Annotated in this window: 23 protein-coding genes; 10 read left to right on the top strand and 13 right to left on the bottom strand. The window is 35.3% G+C overall.

Annotated features, from left to right (window positions below; genetic code table 11):
- Positions 1-13 precede the first annotated feature (13 nt).
- The 5 genes from CWO92_RS01655 (at position 14) to CWO92_RS01635 (ending at position 2749) form a co-directional block, all read left to right on the top strand.
- Positions 14-430: a hypothetical protein gene (locus tag CWO92_RS01655; RefSeq protein ID WP_101352442.1), complete on the top strand. Its 417-nt coding sequence runs from the start codon at positions 14-16 to the stop codon at positions 428-430.
- Positions 431-466: 36 nt separating this feature from the next.
- Positions 467-817, top strand: a complete 351-nt coding sequence (locus tag CWO92_RS01650) for a hypothetical protein (protein WP_101352441.1) — start codon at positions 467-469, stop codon at positions 815-817.
- A gap of 178 nt (positions 818-995) precedes the next feature.
- Entirely contained in the window at positions 996-1718 is a 723-nt protein-coding gene (locus CWO92_RS01645) for an alpha/beta hydrolase (protein WP_101352440.1), read from the top strand.
- 89 nt (positions 1719-1807) lie between these two features.
- Positions 1808-2320 (top strand): YjcG family protein, encoded by a 513-nt coding sequence (locus CWO92_RS01640; RefSeq protein ID WP_101352439.1) that lies wholly within the window; start codon positions 1808-1810, stop codon positions 2318-2320.
- Between the two features lie 6 nt (positions 2321-2326).
- A complete protein-coding gene (locus CWO92_RS01635) occupies positions 2327-2749 on the top strand; it encodes a GNAT family N-acetyltransferase (protein WP_101352438.1) in 423 nt (140 codons plus the stop codon).
- Between the two features lie 32 nt (positions 2750-2781).
- Here the strand turns inward: CWO92_RS01635 and CWO92_RS01630 are convergent, their stop codons facing one another.
- From CWO92_RS01630 to CWO92_RS01595, 8 genes are all read right to left on the bottom strand, one after another.
- On the bottom strand, positions 2782-2997 hold the full coding sequence (locus tag CWO92_RS01630) for a hypothetical protein (RefSeq protein ID WP_101352437.1): 216 nt from the start codon (positions 2995-2997) through the stop codon (positions 2782-2784).
- Between the two features lie 88 nt (positions 2998-3085).
- Positions 3086-3349 (bottom strand): sporulation-specific transcription regulator SpoVIF, encoded by a 264-nt coding sequence (spoVIF, locus tag CWO92_RS01625; protein WP_101352436.1) that lies wholly within the window; start codon positions 3347-3349, stop codon positions 3086-3088.
- A 467-nt stretch (positions 3350-3816) separates the two neighbouring features.
- Positions 3817-3948 carry a YjcZ family sporulation protein gene (locus CWO92_RS01620; RefSeq protein ID WP_101352435.1) on the bottom strand — a complete coding sequence of 44 codons (132 nt, stop codon included), beginning with the start codon at positions 3946-3948 and terminating at the stop codon, positions 3817-3819.
- A gap of 99 nt (positions 3949-4047) precedes the next feature.
- Positions 4048-4404, bottom strand: a complete 357-nt coding sequence (spoVAE, locus tag CWO92_RS01615) for a stage V sporulation protein AE (RefSeq protein WP_101352434.1) — start codon at positions 4402-4404, stop codon at positions 4048-4050.
- Between the two features lie 25 nt (positions 4405-4429).
- Positions 4430-5452, bottom strand: a complete 1023-nt coding sequence (gene spoVAD / locus CWO92_RS01610) for a stage V sporulation protein AD (protein WP_101352433.1) — start codon at positions 5450-5452, stop codon at positions 4430-4432.
- On the bottom strand, positions 5452-5928 hold the full coding sequence (spoVAC, locus tag CWO92_RS01605) for a stage V sporulation protein AC (protein WP_101352432.1): 477 nt from the start codon (positions 5926-5928) through the stop codon (positions 5452-5454). Before spoVAC ends, spoVAD begins: the two co-directional genes overlap by 1 nt.
- A gap of 15 nt (positions 5929-5943) precedes the next feature.
- On the bottom strand, positions 5944-6417 hold the full coding sequence (locus CWO92_RS01600; RefSeq protein WP_101352431.1) for a YhcN/YlaJ family sporulation lipoprotein: 474 nt from the start codon (positions 6415-6417) through the stop codon (positions 5944-5946).
- Positions 6418-6732: 315 nt separating this feature from the next.
- Positions 6733-7083 carry a DUF1360 domain-containing protein gene (locus tag CWO92_RS01595; protein WP_302466777.1) on the bottom strand — a complete coding sequence of 117 codons (351 nt, stop codon included), beginning with the start codon at positions 7081-7083 and terminating at the stop codon, positions 6733-6735.
- 287 nt (positions 7084-7370) lie between these two features.
- On the opposite strand from CWO92_RS01595, the gene CWO92_RS01590 reads away from it, so the two are divergent.
- Together CWO92_RS01590 and CWO92_RS01585 are read left to right on the top strand one after the other, a co-directional pair.
- Complete coding sequence (locus tag CWO92_RS01590; protein ID WP_101352429.1) at positions 7371-7799, top strand: helical membrane plugin domain-containing protein; 429 nt, start codon at positions 7371-7373, stop codon at positions 7797-7799.
- A 36-nt stretch (positions 7800-7835) separates the two neighbouring features.
- A complete protein-coding gene (locus CWO92_RS01585) occupies positions 7836-9017 on the top strand; it encodes an NAD(P)/FAD-dependent oxidoreductase (RefSeq protein ID WP_101352428.1) in 1182 nt (393 codons plus the stop codon).
- A gap of 40 nt (positions 9018-9057) precedes the next feature.
- Here the strand turns inward: CWO92_RS01585 and fabI are convergent, their stop codons facing one another.
- Positions 9058-9837: an enoyl-ACP reductase FabI gene (gene fabI / locus CWO92_RS01580; RefSeq protein WP_101352427.1), complete on the bottom strand. Its 780-nt coding sequence runs from the start codon at positions 9835-9837 to the stop codon at positions 9058-9060.
- A 148-nt stretch (positions 9838-9985) separates the two neighbouring features.
- Positions 9986-11851 (bottom strand): monovalent cation:proton antiporter family protein, encoded by a 1866-nt coding sequence (locus CWO92_RS01575; RefSeq protein WP_101352426.1) that lies wholly within the window; start codon positions 11849-11851, stop codon positions 9986-9988.
- A 133-nt stretch (positions 11852-11984) separates the two neighbouring features.
- On the opposite strand from CWO92_RS01575, the gene prpE reads away from it, so the two are divergent.
- Positions 11985-12722: a bis(5'-nucleosyl)-tetraphosphatase PrpE gene (prpE, locus tag CWO92_RS01570; protein ID WP_101352425.1), complete on the top strand. Its 738-nt coding sequence runs from the start codon at positions 11985-11987 to the stop codon at positions 12720-12722.
- Positions 12723-12764: 42 nt separating this feature from the next.
- Here prpE and CWO92_RS01565 read toward each other — a convergent pair whose 3' ends face one another.
- The 3 genes from CWO92_RS01565 to yjbM all read right to left on the bottom strand — a co-directional run bounded on the left by CWO92_RS01565 (position 12765) and on the right by yjbM (position 15219).
- Positions 12765-13643: an RluA family pseudouridine synthase gene (locus tag CWO92_RS01565; protein ID WP_101352424.1), complete on the bottom strand. Its 879-nt coding sequence runs from the start codon at positions 13641-13643 to the stop codon at positions 12765-12767.
- A gap of 99 nt (positions 13644-13742) precedes the next feature.
- Positions 13743-14537: an NAD kinase gene (locus CWO92_RS01560; RefSeq protein WP_101352423.1), complete on the bottom strand. Its 795-nt coding sequence runs from the start codon at positions 14535-14537 to the stop codon at positions 13743-13745.
- Between the two features lie 34 nt (positions 14538-14571).
- Positions 14572-15219, bottom strand: a complete 648-nt coding sequence (gene yjbM / locus CWO92_RS01555; RefSeq protein WP_101352422.1) for a GTP diphosphokinase — start codon at positions 15217-15219, stop codon at positions 14572-14574.
- Positions 15220-15450: 231 nt separating this feature from the next.
- Here yjbM and CWO92_RS01550 point away from each other — a divergent pair, with 231 nt between their 5' ends.
- Both CWO92_RS01550 and CWO92_RS01545 read left to right on the top strand, forming a co-directional pair.
- Positions 15451-16062, top strand: coding sequence for a CYTH domain-containing protein (locus tag CWO92_RS01550; protein ID WP_101352421.1), 612 nt, complete (start codon positions 15451-15453; stop codon positions 16060-16062).
- Positions 16063-16241: 179 nt separating this feature from the next.
- Positions 16242-16862, top strand: a complete 621-nt coding sequence (locus tag CWO92_RS01545; RefSeq protein ID WP_101352420.1) for a lytic transglycosylase domain-containing protein — start codon at positions 16242-16244, stop codon at positions 16860-16862.
- Positions 16863-16968: the final 106 nt, after the last annotated feature.

Genomic DNA, 16968 nt, shown 5'->3' with positions numbered 1-16968 from the left:
GGAGGTGAAAAATATGAGTAAACATCGAAATAATTATAAATTTGCACTTACAGATGATGGTTCAACAAGCAGAAGAAGATCAAGGAGAAATAATGAAAATATCAATTTCACAAACGATAAAGGAAACGGAAATGGGAATGGGAATGGAGAAACTACCCAAAAAAATAACAATGATATTTCTCAACTTTTAGTAGCTGCTGCACCCGGAGGGAATGCTACTGTATCAGTTAGAAATGTTGCATTATCCACTTTAACTCCAAGTGCAGTCGGTGGAGCTGGTGGTGTTTCAGTAAATGTTCCTATTAATATTCCTGTTCAAGCAAATGTTAGTCTTTTAAATGGAAGCCTAGACGGTAATTTGAATGGAAATTTAAACGATAATTTTAGTAAAAATGGTTCGTCAAATGATGAAGGTATCCATGTAGGGTAAAAATGCAAACTCAGCCAAATAGAAAGGAGTGAGAGAATGAATCATGCTTTTGATATAAATGTATTAAAAGAAAAATTAATGGAATCAGGTATACCTAAAGACCGCGCATACGAAATAGCAAAAAAAGTTTCGAATACACCACTGCCAACAGTAAAGGCTAAAGCAACTGGTGGTGAAGGTGGAAAAGCCATAAATTTAACTTATATGGATAACTATTCGACACTTATGCTCGTTTATACTTTCCTTCTTAACTATTTGGATGATGACAGCAAAGACACCACCTTAAATAAAACCCTACTTGATACATTCCAAAAATTAATAAGTGAGCAAAAGCAATACCGTAATGCTTTTTTAGATGCAGTAAATAAGCTAAGTAATGATAAATAAAATTCCCTTCTACCTGGAGGGAATTTTTTTGTTATTCTAATTTAACACCAAAAACTAGAAAATTTTAATATAAGACGAAGAATAAATTTTAGAAATGAATGCGATTTATTTTTATTATAAATAATCTGTGTTAAAATAAACCCATTCATTTAGACTCATTAAATGGAGGTTATCAACGATGAGACAAACTAAAAGCAACATAAAAGAAATTACATTTGAAAGCCAGGAATTGGGGGAATCCTTAACTATTCTTATTTATCTTCCGGCAACCTTTTCTCCTTTGTATAAATACCATCTGTTAATTGCGCAAGATGGAAAAGATTATTTTCAGCTTGGCCGAATTGCAAGGGTTGCAGATGAGCTATTGGAGAATAAAGAGATAGAGAATCTCATTATTGTCGGGATTCCTTATAAAAATGTCCAAGATCGTCGCAAAAAATATCATCCGGAAGGTGAACAAAACCAAGCCTACATTCGTTTTCTTGCTCATGAGCTTGTACCGTATCTGGATAAGGAATTTCCAACCTACCATATGGGTATGGGCAGGGTGCTAATGGGAGACTCCTTAGGTGCCACTGTTTCTTTAATGACAGCTGCAAAATATCCGAATTCATTTGGGAAAGTAATTTTGCAATCTCCTATGGTAGATGAAAAAGTATTACAAGCAGTTGAACATCATCCTGATCCATCCTTGCTATCTGTATATCACATCATTGGCAAAGGCGAAACAAATGTAAAGACAACCAATGGACAAGTCCAAGACTTTCTTACCCCAAATAGAAAACTGCATTCATTATTAGAGCAAAGGAATTTTTCCTCCTTTTATGAGGAATTTGACGGGGACCATACATGGAAATATTGGCAACCAGACCTTAAGAGGGCGTTAAAATACATGTTTTAACACTTTATCCGCCTATTTGGCTATATAAAATATTTAGAAAATTTGTTATAATAGTCTTATGTTTGCATAAAATAAGGAGGTTGAATGGAATGAAATATGGAATAGTTATGTTCCCATCCAAAAAACTACAAGATCTCGCAAATTCATACAGAAAGCGCTATGATCCCCATTATGCTCTTATTCCTCCACACTTAACTCTAAAAGCTGCTTTTGAATTATCTGATGGAGAAATCGAAGAATACTCTGAAAAACTTAAGCAGATTGCGAAAAATCACCAGCCTGTACGTTTGACAATTTCAAAAGTAAGTTCCTTCCAACCAGTAAACAATACGATTTACTTTAAAGTTGAACCTACATTAGAATTACAGGAGTTGCACAAAAATTTAGCGGAAACATTGCCACATTCAGAAACAGAATATGCCTTTGTACCGCATATTACAATCGGCCAAAAGCTTTCCAGCGATGAACATTCCGATGTATATGGCCAATTAAGAATGCTTGGTATTAATCATGAAGAGGTTTTAGACCGCTTTCATCTTCTATATCAGCTGGATAATGATTCTTGGACGGTTTATGAGACATATCATTTAGGAAAGGAATAATGATTAGTGAACATTGTTAAAGTTACAACAGAAGATCAACTAAAAGATGCATTTACTATACGTAAAACTGTTTTTGTAGAGGAACAACAGGTTCCTGAGGAAGAAGAAATTGATCAATTTGAAGATGCAGCAGACCATTTCGTATTGTATGACGAAAATCATCCGGTAGGTGCTGGCCGCTTTCGAGTAGTGGATGGCAAAGGAAAAGTGGAGAGAATTTGCGTCCTTTCTTCCTACCGAGGAAAAGGTGCTGGAAAAATTATTATGGAAGCAATTGAACAGCATGCTTTGGAAAAAGGATTAAAAAAACTAAAATTAAATGCACAAACACATGCCATTCCATTCTACGAAAAATTACAGTATGAAGTGGTATCAGATGAATTCCTTGATGCTGGGATTCCTCATAAGACAATGGAAAAAGCTCTTTAGAAAATGCCTTAAGTCAGGGCATTTTCTTTTTTTTATTTGAGCACATTAACATATCTTCCCTTACCAGTTAGTTCAAAATATAATTCATTAGAAATTTGATTTCTAATTGTTCGCTCTTTCTTATATGGAATTTTATATGAAGCTGGTTGAAAATGGTTTTTTACTTTTTCCGATGCATATAATTTTATTGGTGTTTTTTCTATTTTCCAATAAGGATGATTTATAGAAATTGGTAAAATATATCCCATTTTTTTCACTACTTTCATAAATAGATAATAACAGTATATGTTGAACGTAAATGAAAAAAGACTTGCATCCTGGCAAGCCTTAAAATCTTTATTTCTTTTTAGGATTGTTCATCATTTTTGCTAACGTGTTAAAATCTAAATTCTTTCCATCTTGTGTAATCGATTTTACTAATTTATCCTCTAATTCTTTTGGGACCTTCTTATTTGCTATTTCAGATACTCTATGAATAATACTGCGAACGGTTCTTTCATCCTTAAAGTTTGCATTTTGTAAAGAGTTCGCTAATTCTAAGATTTCCTTCATATTTACGCCTGTTTTCTTCTCAATATTTTTAAACAAAGGATTATCCATATCGTCTCGCCCTCCCTTTCAACTACATTATTTTATGTTATACCTTCATAAATGGTGAAAGAAAAAGGCGGACAAATAGAAAACAGAAACGCCTTACTAATCCTTCGGATTGTACGGTAGTCCTGTATTTGAGTTTGGAACCATTACAATTAACATAGAAATTTCAATTAGTCTTGGGAGAAAATTAATGATGAGTGTGGAATTTTTGAAGGTTGATGTGGAAAAAAACAAGCGTTGTGCTGAATTTTTCACGATTTACGTGGAAATTTCCTTGAGGTTTGAGGAATTCAGTGTTGAGTGTGGATTTTTTGATGTTTAATGAAGAAAAAAACAGGAGACCGGTGGGATTTTTCATGATGAACTTGGAAAAATCGATTCGTTTTGGAAGGAAAAAGTATTGAAAGGAATTTAAATGAAAAATGGAGTAAAACGCATTATGTTTTACTCCACCTTATGTTATCCAATGCTTAGCAAAAACAAGCTCCAACAATAATTAACAAGATAAATAGTACTACAATTAAAACAAATGTGTTTCCTCCGCCATATCCGTATCCATAGCCACAGCAGCCGCCATATCCACCATATCCGTATCCGAACATACAACCTCACCTCGCTTTTTATCTACTCCCTATAAAGTATGAAAAGCAAGATAAATGTGTATGGGCTATTAGATTTTGAATAGGAGGAAATTGTTTGTTTCATCCTTTTGGTTTAAATAACAAAGCACCTATAAAGCCAAAGATAATTGCAGCGGAAATACCTGAAGATGTTACCTCAAACATTCCGGTCAAGACTCCAACAAGGCCATGTTTTTGTGCTTCATTCATTGCCCCTTCTACAAGCGAGTTTCCGAAGCTGGTGATGGGAATTGTAGCACCTGCACCCGCAAAATCTATAAGTGGCTCATATAACCCAAAACCTGCTAGGATTGCACCAATGGAAACAAGTAAGCTTAAAGTATGTCCAGGTGTTAATTTTGCGACATCAAATAATAGCTGTCCAATCACACATATAATACCGCCAATGACAAATGCCCAAAAAAACATCGCTAGCATTGATTTCATCCTTTCGTTTGAAATTTTATATATATTCAATTGCTACTGCGTGTGCAATACACGGAATGGTATCCTTTTGCTGAAAGGAAAGTGGAGATAATAAAGCACCTGTTGCCACTACTAAAATTCTTTTTAATCTTCCGCTCTTCATTTGATTCAACAGATGTCCATACAGGACAGTTGCAGAACAACCAGGACCGCTTGCACCTGATTGAACAGGCTGATTCTTTTTATAAATCAGCAATCCGCAATCCTTAAATTGCTCTTCTTTAATCGGAATACCCTTTTGTTCAAAAAGTTCAAGAGCAATACTTCTTCCGATCGTTGCCAAATCACCAGTTACGATTAAATCGTAATAGGATGGATCAATTTGAAGGTCTTGAAGATGTCTCTCAATGGTATCAACAGCAGCAGGAGCCATTGCCCCACCCATATTAAAGGGATCTGATATCCCTAAATCTATTACCTTACCTATCGTTGCAGAAAGAATTCTCGGATGTGGCTGCTTTTCGGCAGCCTCATTTCCTGAACCAATTAGGGCAAAACCAGCACCAGTTACTGTCCATTGAGCTGTTGGGGGTTTCTGCCCTCCGTATTCAGTTGGATAACGAAATTGTTTTTCTGCAGATGCATTGTGACTTGATGCACCAGTAATAATTCTTTTTGCTCCCTGATAATTTATCAGAAATGCTGCTAATGCTAGTCCCTCCATGGAAGTAGCACATGCACTGAATAAACCTAAATTAGGGATTTGATTTGTACGAGCAGCAAAACTAGAAGGTGTAATCTGATTAATTAAATCTCCAGTTATAAAAAATTGAACCTTTTCCTCTTTAATGCCTTCTTTTTGTAAAATAATATCAACAGCGTCTTCAATTAAGATGCGCTGTGCCTTTTCGTAAGAATCCTGCCCCATCCATAGATCCTCATAAAATTTATCAAAATCCTCCGCAAGATTTCCGTTTTTCTCAAATGGTCCCCCTACTACCCCCGTTGATAAAATAGCAGGCTTGCTATTGAAGACCCAAGTTTGTGCACCTTTTAACATTAGAAGCCCCCCCACATGGTGAGAATCGTTTTAACAAGTGCAACAATAAATGCAGAAAAAACACCAAACAAAATAACGGAACCAGCTAATTTAAACATATTCCCTCCTACACCAAGAACATAGCCTTCTGTTCGGTGCTCTATAGCGGATGAAATTACGGCATTTCCAAATCCTGTAACCGGTACTGCACTTCCCGCACCAGCAAACTGTCCTATACGGTCATATACCCCAAAACCAGTTAGAATCATGGCTATAAAAACCATTGTTGCGACAGTTGGGTTTCCTGCAGTTTGTTCCGTAAAGTTAAAAAAATAAATATAAAAATATGTAACAGCTTGTCCTACCAAGCAAATGAGCCCTCCAATAAAAAAGGCACGGATACAATTTTTTAATATAGGTCTTTTCAATTCATGCTTTTTTTGTAATTGATCATATTGAATTTGTTCAGGTGTTTTTGTTTTATTTTTATTGGCCATATACACTCACACTTTCTAAGTTAATTCTTCTTTTAATTTCACAATATTATTAAATCTCTTTCTTGCCTGATCCTTTGATATCTTTCCAGCATCCATTGCCTCCCTTAAACGGACTGCCTCTAGAAAGATTTTATAGTCGCTTGATACAACGAATTTTTCATCGGGATACTCATTTTTTAAGCGCTTGGTTAACCTTTTCTCAATACTTTTCATTCGAAAGCGATATAAATGCTTTACCTTATATGCTACCAAGATTGTTTTGTTTCCCTCAATAACAGCAACATCATAAATTTCCTTAATATTCGCCACTTCTTTTTTTACTTTGGCAGGTAAGGAATCACTGTTCTTATTGCTTAGTTTCATTGGGGTTGGCTGTGTTGTTTTAATCAAGGCCATGCTGCTATCCTTATTATCATTTTGATTGGTGCAGCCAACTAACAACAACAGTAAGGAAAAGACTACCAAAGTATACTTCCACCTTTTTTTCATACTGCATTCCTCTCCTATAGAATTAAATGTCTAGTGAATATTTTTAGCAGTTATCAACATTTTATGAGAAACTCAGGAATGGAAATTATAGGATATAAAAAAAACAGGCAGTTAATTTGCCTGTTTATCGAACTTTCCTTTTACCACAGCCGCAGCCGTTCTTTTTCACTATTTTTCCCTTAGGAGTATTTATCAATGGTTTTGCATATGCGGGCATAGGAGGCGTTTTAATTATCGGTTTTTTCATATTCACTGTTGTCTCATCCTCTCTTGTTAAATTCATAATATGAAGATCAAAAACAGGTTGTTCTTGTCTTAATTAATCAATTTGGAAACCAATGTTTCCAATATACCAGCAAGACCAGCAATCGATAACAAAATAATAATAGGTTCTGCTATTGAAGGTACACCTAACCAAAAAAGGTATAAAAAGGAAGAACACCATACACCTGTACACCAATAACAGCTTAGTAATTCACCAATCCAAGAACGCAAACCACTTCCTTTTATTTTAATATACGTAACTGTATTTCCATCTTCATCCAATTCATCTATTTCTTCATGGAAGGGGCTTCGAATGAATGCAGTGATTTTATCAAACACTATTAATCGAGTTAAACGGAAGGAAGCTAATGAAAATAAAAATAACAATAGCCATGAATCCATCACTTTATTTCGCCTCTTTGTTTTGAATCATCTCCTCTATAAATATGCTGCTTCCTTCCATTTTAATAATCATTTTAGGTTCATGATTTATATATATAAGCATGAATGAGTGAAAAAATGGAACAATAAAAATATTTAAAGCGCATTCTTTTCTCCTTAATAATGAAATTCTGCAAAATTCATAAGTAATTTATTCGATTTACTTTTCCCTTTTGCAAATAAGAGGTATAATGCAAAGGGACATTATTTTAACCGTTGAAAAAACTCAGTGTAAAGGAGAATAGGTTATGGCAGAAGTAGTTGAAAATGCAAAAACAGAAAACGCACCGGTAAGCCAAGACAAATTAGATATTCTTGATCAATTATTAAAGCCGGAAGTTCAAGAATCATTAAACACATTAGTGGAACAACTCCCTAAATTAACAGAAATGGTGAGTTTCCTTACAACATCATTTGATTTTGTACAAAAAGTTGCAACAGATGAAATTTTAAAGAGCGATACAATTGGAGCAATTAAAGAAATTGCAGAACCTGTAAAAGAGACTGCAAAAAATGTTGCTGCTACTGTTATTGAAGCAAAAGACCGTGCAGAAGTTAGTAATGAAACGATCGGTCTATTCGGTTTGTTAAGATTGCTCAAAGATCCACAAGCACAAAAACTTTTCCGTTTTGTAGATGCGTATCTTAAAGTCTCAGCAGAAAAATCCAACAACTAATTATCATATTTCATTACGAAGGACGGAGGAGAAACTATGTCAAAAAAAATTGTCATCTTAGGCGCTGGTTATGGCGGCCTACTTACGGCATTAAATGTTCGAAAGTATCTAAATAAAGATCAAGCACAAGTTACTGTTGTTAATCAATATCCTACACATCAAATCATTACAGAACTTCATCGCCTTGCAGCAGGCAGCGCTTCACAAGAAGCAGTTGCTCTCCCTTTAGATAAAATCTTCAAAGGTAAAGATATTGATCTTAAAATTGCAAAAGTGGAGTCTTTTAATGTAGATAATAAAAAAGTTAAGCTTTCCAATGGCGAACTATTAACATATGATGCACTTGTAGTGGGTCTTGGAAGTACGACTGCATACTTTGGTATCCCTGGATTAGAAGAAAACAGCATGGTGCTGAAATCTGCAGCTGATGCGATTAAAATCAAAAGCCATATTGAAGGACGTATTCAAGAATACTCTAAAACAAAAAATGCTGCCGACGCTACTATTTTAATTGGTGGAGGCGGTTTAACAGGTGTTGAATTAGTAGGCGAAATCGCTGATCAACTTCCTACTCTTACAAGTAAATACGGAATTGATCCAAAAGAAATTAAACTCCTTCTTGTAGAAGCAGGTCCAAAAATCCTTCCAGTTTTACCAGAGAATTTAATTGAACGTGCTACTAAGAGTCTTGAAAATCGCGGTGTTCAATTCTTAACAGGTTTACCAGTAACAAATGTAGAGGGTAATACTGTTGAACTAAAAGACGGACAAAAAATTGTTACGAATACATTCGTATGGACAGGCGGCGTTCAAGGAAATCCACTTGTAGGAGAATCTGGACTAGAAGTAAATCGTGGCCGTGCTACTGTGAATGAGTATTTACAGTCTACTTCTCATAATGACGTTTTTGTTGTAGGTGACAGCGCCGTTGTCTTCCCAGCAAATGGTGATCGTCCATACCCTCCAACAGCGCAAATCGCTTGGCAAATGGGGGAACAAACAGGCTATAACTTATTTGCTTATTTAGAAAATAAAGCAATGAAGACATTTACACAAGTAAATTCTGGTACATTGGCAAGCTTAGGACGTAAAGATGCTGTTGCAACAATCGGAGCAAACGGTATTCCTTTAAAAGGTATGCCAGCATCTTTAATGAAAGAAGCAAGTAATATCCGTTACTTATCACATATTAAAGCGTTATTCAGCTTAGCTTATTAATTAAAAAAACCTCCATTTCAATCGAAATGGAGGTTTTCTATTATCCTACAATGTTATAACCTGAGTCGACATAAATTACTTCGCCTGTTACTCCTCTAGAAAGATGGCTGAGCAGTGCGAGGGTCATATCGCCAACTTCCTCTTGTGTAACATTTTTCTTTAACGGTGCTTTTTCTTCAATCATTTTCATGATGTCATTAAATCCAGGTACACCCTTTGCAGCAAGCGTACGAATTGGTCCAGCTGAAATAGCGTTCACTCGAATATTTTCTGTTCCTAAATCAAATGTTAAATATTTTACACATGCTTCTAAAGCTGCTTTCGCTACTCCCATGACATTGTATCCAGGTATAGCACGGGCAGCACCAAGATAGCTCATCGTTACGATGGAACCGCCTTCCGTCATATAAGGCTTGGCTGCTTTTGCTGCAGCTACTAATGAATAAGCGCTGGTATCTTGTGCAAATGCATATCCTTCTCTGGAAGTATCAATAAAATCACCTTTTAAATCCTCAGCATGAGCAAAAGCAACGGAATGAACAACACCGTGGATCACTCCTACTTTTTCACCAATTTCATTAAAAGCGTTTTGGACACTCTCATCATTATTTACATCACATTGAACAACCAGGCTTTTTGGATAATTATATTTTTCAAGAAGCTGAGTTAATTTTCCTAGTGATCGTTCTAACCGGTATGTAAAAATTACATTCACTCCTGCTCTATGAAGAGATTGTGCTACTCCCCAAGCAATACTTCTTTCATTTGCAACACCCATGACAACAATATTTTTATCCTTTAATTTTAATAAATCTTCCATATTATCCTCCAACAATTTATATTATTATTCATCACTTATTATACCTGGTTTTATCAGCTGTTACTATATTTCAAGCTATTCTCGTCCTATTTTTATGAAAAAAACAGGAAGACATGCGTCCGGGTTAGACCCGAACGCAAATTCAACCCTAGTTTTGTCTTACTGACTCGCAAAATTCAAGTTTCCGCTTTAATTCGTCTGCATACTCTTTTGAGCCTGTAATTATTAACCGGTCATAAAGATGCAGCTGTGTATCTCCATGGGGTACGATGGAATCTTTTCCACGGAAAATTCGCACGAAAATAATATCTCCAGTGAATGGGAACCTTCTTAATGTCATTCCTTCAAAATCGGAATTTAACATCGTAATTTCAAATAAAGATGTATCCTTATTTGTTAATAAATGAATGATATGTGGTGATTCAATAAAAGCTCGCAATAATGCCTGGGTAGATAATAATGTTGAGAAAACATCGGCACCCAACTCTTTTGTTTCTTCTTCCAGGCTAGGACTTTCAATACGAGCAATAACCCTTTCAACTCCCTTCTCCTTCGCAATCCCAGCCAATTGAAAATTAGTCTCTTCATTTCCTGTCATGATAACGACAATATCAGCATTGAATATACCTGCTTTCTCTAATGTATCAGGTTCATAATTTTCAATTTCTATGATATCAAAAAGTGAATTGGCAATTTGCTTTTCTGCCTTATCCATTGTCGTATGATATAAAGTTGGCGAGTACAAAGAAGATTTTAATTCTCTAGTAACAGACAAAGTTAATTGATTTGCACCAACTAGTGCCACTTTCAATTTACGAACTTGATTATTTTCCCTTGGAAATAGTTTTCTAAAAATAATGGGTGTAATAATACACGTAATGACTGCCACAAGAATTAAGGTTCCGCTCATACTTGTAGAAATGACTCCAATTCGCTCAGCAATTTTAGACGCCGCTATAACTAAAGAAAGGGTCGAAGTGAGCAAAAAGGCCGAAGAAACCACTGTTTTAGAGTCATACCATTTTTTCAAAAGTAATACCGGAATAATTTTCGATATGAAAAAGGCAATCATTAATAACGGAATAAACATGAGCAATTTGGGATCACTTAACATGGAGCCAATGTCTAAATCAACCCCAACCATCACAAAGAAAATTGGGATTAGAAAGCCATATCCAAAGGAATCAAGCTGTCTTACCATTTCTTGATTTGGTGATAGTAAGGACACTAATGTCCCTGCTAGAAAGGCACCAAGTATATTTTCAGCTCCAACTGATTCAGATAAAGCAACTAAAACGATAATTAACGTAAATATCGCCCTTGTTCCTATTTGAACGGTTCCTGTTGAAAGCTTTTTAAATAAGGATCTCCTTTTAAATCCCTTCGCAACAAAGTATAGCAAAATTCCAGCTGCAAATAATATTAATAATAACCACATATTTCCGCTTTCCTTACCTGATAGCGAAACGAAAACAGCCAATAAAATCATAGTAACTAAATCAGCAATGACTGCAATTAATAGGATAATTTGCCCTATTCCAGTCTTCATTAGCTGTGCATCCTTTAAGGTAGGGACTACTACTCCGAGTGATATAGTGGAAATAATTAAAGTCATTAGAAAAGCGTTATGAATTAAACCTATAAAAACAAATACAAAAGATAATATAATGGAAATAATAAATATACCGATAAAAATGACAATTGCCACCAATAAGCGGTGTGGTTCCTTTTTTCCATTAGGCAGGGTTATAGACTTTTTACTGCTTTTAAATGCCGAAAAGTCTATTTCTAGCCCACTTAAAAACATAAGAAAAATAAATCCTAAAGTAGATAATGTATTTAGCCAAGTATCTTTACTTATTAAATCAAATCCGCTTTTTCCAATAATCAACCCTACAATAATCTCACCGATAACAACTGGGATAAAGGATAATTTAAATCGATGCAATAGGATTGGCGTTATAAACGCAGCAACAATAACAATTAATAACGAAGCAACAGATGTATGTGCCATGTTCATCTCCCTTCTACTAAATCCTTTCCATTTAAAAATGGATATTTTCTATCCTAACAAGATTCTTTGATTTTGGCTAATAATAAACTTATTCATTTTCCATTTTATTTTAACCAGAGAAAGGAGGATTCATATGAAAATTGATATTATCGGTGATATTCATGGCTGTTTTAATGAGTTGTATAAATTAACCATTCAATTAGGCTATAACTGGAAAGCGGGTATTCCCCTTCACCCAAATGGTCGATGTCTTGCTTTTGTTGGAGATTTAACAGACCGTGGACCAGAATCACTGAAGGTGGTAGATATTGTATACGAGCTTTGGAAACAAAAAAAAGCATATTATGTTCCTGGAAATCATTGCAATAAATTATATCGTTACTTCTTAGGAAATAAAGTTCAAGTAACCCATGGTCTTGAAACAACAGTAGCAGAACTATCAGGATGTACAGTCCAGCAAAGAAACCATTACAAACAAGTTTTCATGGAAATGTATGAAAACTCCCCACTCTATTTGCAATTGGATAATAAAAAACTTGTAATAGCCCATGCCGGGATTAAAGAAGATTATATTGGGAAAATGAATAATAAGGTTAAAACCTTTGTGCTCTATGGAGATATTACTGGTGAGAAACATCCAGATGGCTCGCCAGTTAGAGGAGATTGGGCAAAAAAATATAAGGGTAAACCCACTATTGTCTATGGACATACCCCTGTATTAGAACCGAGGTTTATCCATAATACCGTAAATATTGATACCGGAGCTGTTTTTGGCGGAAAACTGACTGCTCTTCAATACCCTGAGATGGAAGTTGTTTCCATTTCCTCCTCTATGCCCTTTGTAAAGGAAAAGTTTAATCACCCCCATTAAAAGATATAAGAGAAGCACCACTGATATGAATGGTGCTTCTCGTTATGGTCTGATATCAGCGGGTATTTCACAATGTAACACTATTTCTTCTTTTGTGATCGGATGGATAAATTGCAAATCACTGCAATGCAATGCTTGCCTCTTAAATCTAGAGGTGCTGCCACCATATAGTTCATCTCCTAGCAAGGGATGACCCATATAGGACATATGTACACGTATTTGATGGGTCCTTCCTGTATCCAGCCACAGTTTTATATGACTAAACCCATCATACTGCTTCAACACCTCGAAATGAGTACATGCATATTGTCCATCAGGTCTGACTTCTCTTTCAATGATACTTGTTTTTTTTCGACCAATAGGAGCTTCAATAGTTCCAGACTTTTCGTTAAAATAACCAGCAATTAATGCCTGGTATGTCCGCTTTATCTCTCTTCTTTGCTGCAACAAACTGCATAAATGGTGAATATATCTATTTTTTGCTATGAGTACTAATCCTGAGGTATTTCTATCCAATCTTGTAACAATATGGGCAGAGGATTCTAAAGATTTCTTTTCGTAATAGCCCATTAAAGCATTAGCTAAACTTCCAGTTGGATGCTCCCTTGACGGAATGGTGCTCATATAGGGCGGCTTATTAATAACCAAAATGGATTGATCCTCATAAACAATATCTAAAGGTATATGTTCCTTTAATAATGACTCACTTCGCTCTTCTGGCGGAAATATCACTTCTAAAATATCCCCGTTTTTAAGCTTGTAAAGAACATTTTCTTCCTTTCCATTCACCTTAATAAATCCGCCGTTAAATTTGATATCGGTTAACGCTCTCCGAGAAATGGAGTGTTCTGCTAAAAAGTACTTTATTATTTTGTCTACATCGTGCCTTTCAATTACCCAGTTCAAACTAAATGGTGCCACAAGAACCCTCCACTACTATCATTGGTCGTTCAGACTAATTTCTCCAAAGAATACTATACATAAAAAATCAAACCTGTGCGGCCCTGATAAATTTATTTGTTAATCCGAAATAAAAGAGTCATGGACCCTTTTCCAAAATGGAAATGGACGGAATCTTGCAAATCGTATCTTTTCATCTGCAACTCGAAATTGAATCGATTTTACATCCTTATGTAATAATGTTAAATGATCAATGGTAATCATAAAATCCTGATCGCGAACAGGCTTCAATGTACATGTATGATGCGATGGTAAAACTAATGGAGAACCAATTGTTCGAAACACCTTGTTGTTGATAGATGCCATTTCCGCTAATTGAATGGCTTGTAAAGAAGGGTGGAGAATGGCACCTCCAAGCGCTTTATTATATGCAGTACTACCTGTTGGGGTGGAAATGCAAAGCCCATCCCCTCTAAACCTTTCAAAATGCTGACCATTCGTATCAATGTCCATTACTAATGTACCTTCTACGCACTTAACGGTTGATTCATTCAGAGCCAGATATCTTGTCTCTTTTCCACCATGCTGATATCGAATGATGACCTCAAGAGTCGGGTATTCTACTACTTGATAAGGAGTCTTAGCTATCGCAATAACAAGTTTCTCAATCTCATCCGGAACCCAGTCTGCATAAAACCCCAGATGCCCTGTATGCACTCCAACAAATGCAGTTTTATCTAATCTTGAACTATACCGATGAAAGGCATACAAAAGTGTTCCATCTCCACCTACAGAAATAACAATATCAGGCTGTGATTCATCATATGTTAAACCAAAATCCTGTAAATACGTGCGAATTTTATTCATTAATGCATTCGATTGTGCATTTCCTTTCGAGGTAATCGAAAATTTCAAGTATTTCACCTTCCCTCATTCTTTAGTACTTCCCTTAATTTCTATTTACCTTATCTGTTTTATTTTTTTCCTTATTCTTGGTAAAGAAAGCCTGCGCTTCTTGTATTTCTTCTCGTATTTCCGACATTTCCTCATCTAAAAGAAATGCAGCTTCTGCAGCTCTTTGCAAACGCATTTGTATTTCCTCCGGGAATTGCCCGCGATATTTATAATTCAAAGAATGTTCAATGGTTGCCCAAAAATTCATTGCCAAAGTTCGTATCTGGATTTCTGCTAAAATTTTTTTCTCTCCATGAATCGTTTGCACAGGATACTCAATTACAACATGATAGGATCTATACCCACTGGATTTTTTATTAGTAATATAGTCTCGTTCTTCTATTATTTTAAAATCATTTCTTAATCTTAGCAGAGAAACAACTTTTTTGATATCATCTACAAATTGACACATCATACGCAAACCTGCGATATCCTGCATTTCCACATCTAATTTGTCGAGTGGAATCTTTTTTTGCGTGGCCTTATCAAGAATACTGGATATTGGTTTTACTCTGCCGGTAACGAATTCAATTGGAGAATGTATATGTTCTTGCTCAAAAAATGTTCTCATCCCTTTTAATTTTACCTTCAACTCATCCACTGCCTGTTTATACGGAGCTAGAAATTGGTCCCAATGATTCATTAGGCATAACCCCCTTTTTGTTTCCATCTGTATATTCCATAGCTGAATGATTTAAAGAGCATGCGCTACTCTTTCACATTATGTATTTGATTCACATCAAAGATGATGCGTCCAATCCCGATTTTTCCACATATATTATATCTTAAAATGCTTGGGTATTGCGAATGAAATATTAGCATTGATAAAATACGATTAATGTACAGAATTTTTATAAAAGGGGTTAAAACGTTTATGAGCAGTGAATTGGAAATCGAATATAAAAATCTAGTGACAAAAGAGGAATTCATGAAATTGGTTCATGAATTTAATATCCAACAAAAAGATATGGTCATACAACAAAATTATTATTTTGATACACCTTCTTTTGATATAAAAAATCAGAAAAGTGCTCTTAGAATCAGAAGAAAGAAAGGAAAATACGAACTAACGTTAAAACAACCGGTAATAAACGGTAATTGGGAAACAAATGAGGAGCTTGAGGAAGATATTGCTCAGCAGATGATCAAAACCGGTAAACTCCCAGCTGGTGAAGTAAAAAATATACTAATAAATTTACATATCCCTGTGGACACCCTTTCTTGCTTTGGAAGTCTAACTACCAATAGAGCAGAAATAAGATATTTAGATGGTTTATTAGTTTTTGACCATAGTTCCTATTTAAATAAGGAAGATTATGAGTTAGAATATGAAGTGAAAGATAGAAATATCGGTGAACAACATTTCCGAGAATTACTTGAACGATTTTTTATTCCTCATCGTGCAACCGAAAATAAAGTTGTTCGGTTTTATAGAGAATATAAGAAAAGCAGAAGCGCCTCGTCCAATCTGCATGCAAATGATTAAAATTCGGGTGTAAATTTACCTGATTTTTATTTATCAAAAGGGGAGACCCGAAATGATTTAACTGATAGGCGCTGTAGCTAGACAAAGAATGTATTTATAATCAGTCTACTTTCATACATAATTCGTTTTTAAAACACAGACAATCCTTTTCTAATCTAATGTAGGAGAATAATGGAACAATGAATGTAAATCAACTTAAAACCTTAATAGAATTACAAGCGTTGCAAAATCTATCATCTTCAAGCAACCTGCCTTCCGCTGACAATAACAGCACTTCTTTATTTCAGGAACTTTTAGCAGATACGTTAGCAAGTCTAACGGACAATTCATCTACAAGTACGGATTCAACTACTGGATTAGGATCCCCGTCGAATTATTGGACCACTAATCCATTGTTGGGCAAAATGAATAATAATATTACTGTTCCTAAAGACTTGGATGAAATAATCAAGAATGCAGCAAGAAAGTATGACTTGCCTGAACAGCTAATAAAATCTGTCATTCAGCAAGAATCCAGTTTTAATCCCGAAGCTGTGAGTAGTACTGGTGCTTCTGGACTAATGCAATTAATGCCATCCACTGCCAAAAGCCTTGGTGTCACAAATGTATTTGACCCAGCTGAAAATATTAATGCAGGATCCAAATATTTAAGGAGCATGCTAGACAGGTTTGGGGGGGATATTAAATTGGCCCTTGCAGCGTACAACGCTGGCCCTGGAAATGTAGAGCGTTATAATGGAGTACCGCCTTTTAAAGAAACGCAAAATTACGTAAAACGTATCACTAGTCAATTAGTATAACCGCTGCCTCCCATGCCAGCGGTTTTTTTATATATTAATTTTATAGTATCTCTCCATGAATACTCGAGGAAAATTTGTAAAAAATAATACAATTATAAGCTATTTG

This window comes from Heyndrickxia camelliae, assembly GCF_002844575.1.
Classification (GTDB): domain Bacteria; phylum Bacillota; class Bacilli; order Bacillales; family Bacillaceae_C; genus Margalitia; species Margalitia camelliae.
Note: the sequence above shows the minus strand (reverse complement) of the source record. Positions and strands in the feature narration are given on the sequence as shown.

Bases quoted from the DNA above. Each gene is read 5' to 3' on its own strand.
- CWO92_RS01655 (WP_101352442.1), top strand. From the start codon at position 14: ATGAGTAAACATCGAAATAATTATAAATTTGCACTTACAGATGATGGT.
- CWO92_RS01650 (WP_101352441.1), top strand. From the start codon at position 467: ATGAATCATGCTTTTGATATAAATGTATTAAAAGAAAAATTAATGGAA.
- CWO92_RS01645 (WP_101352440.1), top strand. From the start codon at position 996: ATGAGACAAACTAAAAGCAACATAAAAGAAATTACATTTGAAAGCCAG.
- CWO92_RS01640 (WP_101352439.1), top strand. From the start codon at position 1,808: ATGAAATATGGAATAGTTATGTTCCCATCCAAAAAACTACAAGATCTC.
- CWO92_RS01630 (WP_101352437.1), bottom strand. From the start codon at position 2,997: ATGGGATATATTTTACCAATTTCTATAAATCATCCTTATTGGAAAATA.
- spoVIF (WP_101352436.1), bottom strand. From the start codon at position 3,349: ATGGATAATCCTTTGTTTAAAAATATTGAGAAGAAAACAGGCGTAAAT.
- CWO92_RS01620 (WP_101352435.1), bottom strand. From the start codon at position 3,948: ATGTTCGGATACGGATATGGTGGATATGGCGGCTGCTGTGGCTATGGA.
- spoVAE (WP_101352434.1), bottom strand. From the start codon at position 4,404: ATGCTAGCGATGTTTTTTTGGGCATTTGTCATTGGCGGTATTATATGT.
- spoVAD (WP_101352433.1), bottom strand. From the start codon at position 5,452: ATGTTAAAAGGTGCACAAACTTGGGTCTTCAATAGCAAGCCTGCTATT.
- spoVAC (WP_101352432.1), bottom strand. From the start codon at position 5,928: ATGGCCAATAAAAATAAAACAAAAACACCTGAACAAATTCAATATGAT.
- CWO92_RS01600 (WP_101352431.1), bottom strand. From the start codon at position 6,417: ATGAAAAAAAGGTGGAAGTATACTTTGGTAGTCTTTTCCTTACTGTTG.
- CWO92_RS01595 (WP_302466777.1), bottom strand. From the start codon at position 7,083: ATGGATTCATGGCTATTGTTATTTTTATTTTCATTAGCTTCCTTCCGT.
- CWO92_RS01590 (WP_101352429.1), top strand. From the start codon at position 7,371: ATGGCAGAAGTAGTTGAAAATGCAAAAACAGAAAACGCACCGGTAAGC.
- CWO92_RS01585 (WP_101352428.1), top strand. From the start codon at position 7,836: ATGTCAAAAAAAATTGTCATCTTAGGCGCTGGTTATGGCGGCCTACTT.
- fabI (WP_101352427.1), bottom strand. From the start codon at position 9,837: ATGGAAGATTTATTAAAATTAAAGGATAAAAATATTGTTGTCATGGGT.
- CWO92_RS01575 (WP_101352426.1), bottom strand. From the start codon at position 11,851: ATGGCACATACATCTGTTGCTTCGTTATTAATTGTTATTGTTGCTGCG.
- prpE (WP_101352425.1), top strand. From the start codon at position 11,985: ATGAAAATTGATATTATCGGTGATATTCATGGCTGTTTTAATGAGTTG.
- yjbM (WP_101352422.1), bottom strand. From the start codon at position 15,219: ATGAATCATTGGGACCAATTTCTAGCTCCGTATAAACAGGCAGTGGAT.
- CWO92_RS01550 (WP_101352421.1), top strand. From the start codon at position 15,451: ATGAGCAGTGAATTGGAAATCGAATATAAAAATCTAGTGACAAAAGAG.
- CWO92_RS01545 (WP_101352420.1), top strand. From the start codon at position 16,242: ATGAATGTAAATCAACTTAAAACCTTAATAGAATTACAAGCGTTGCAA.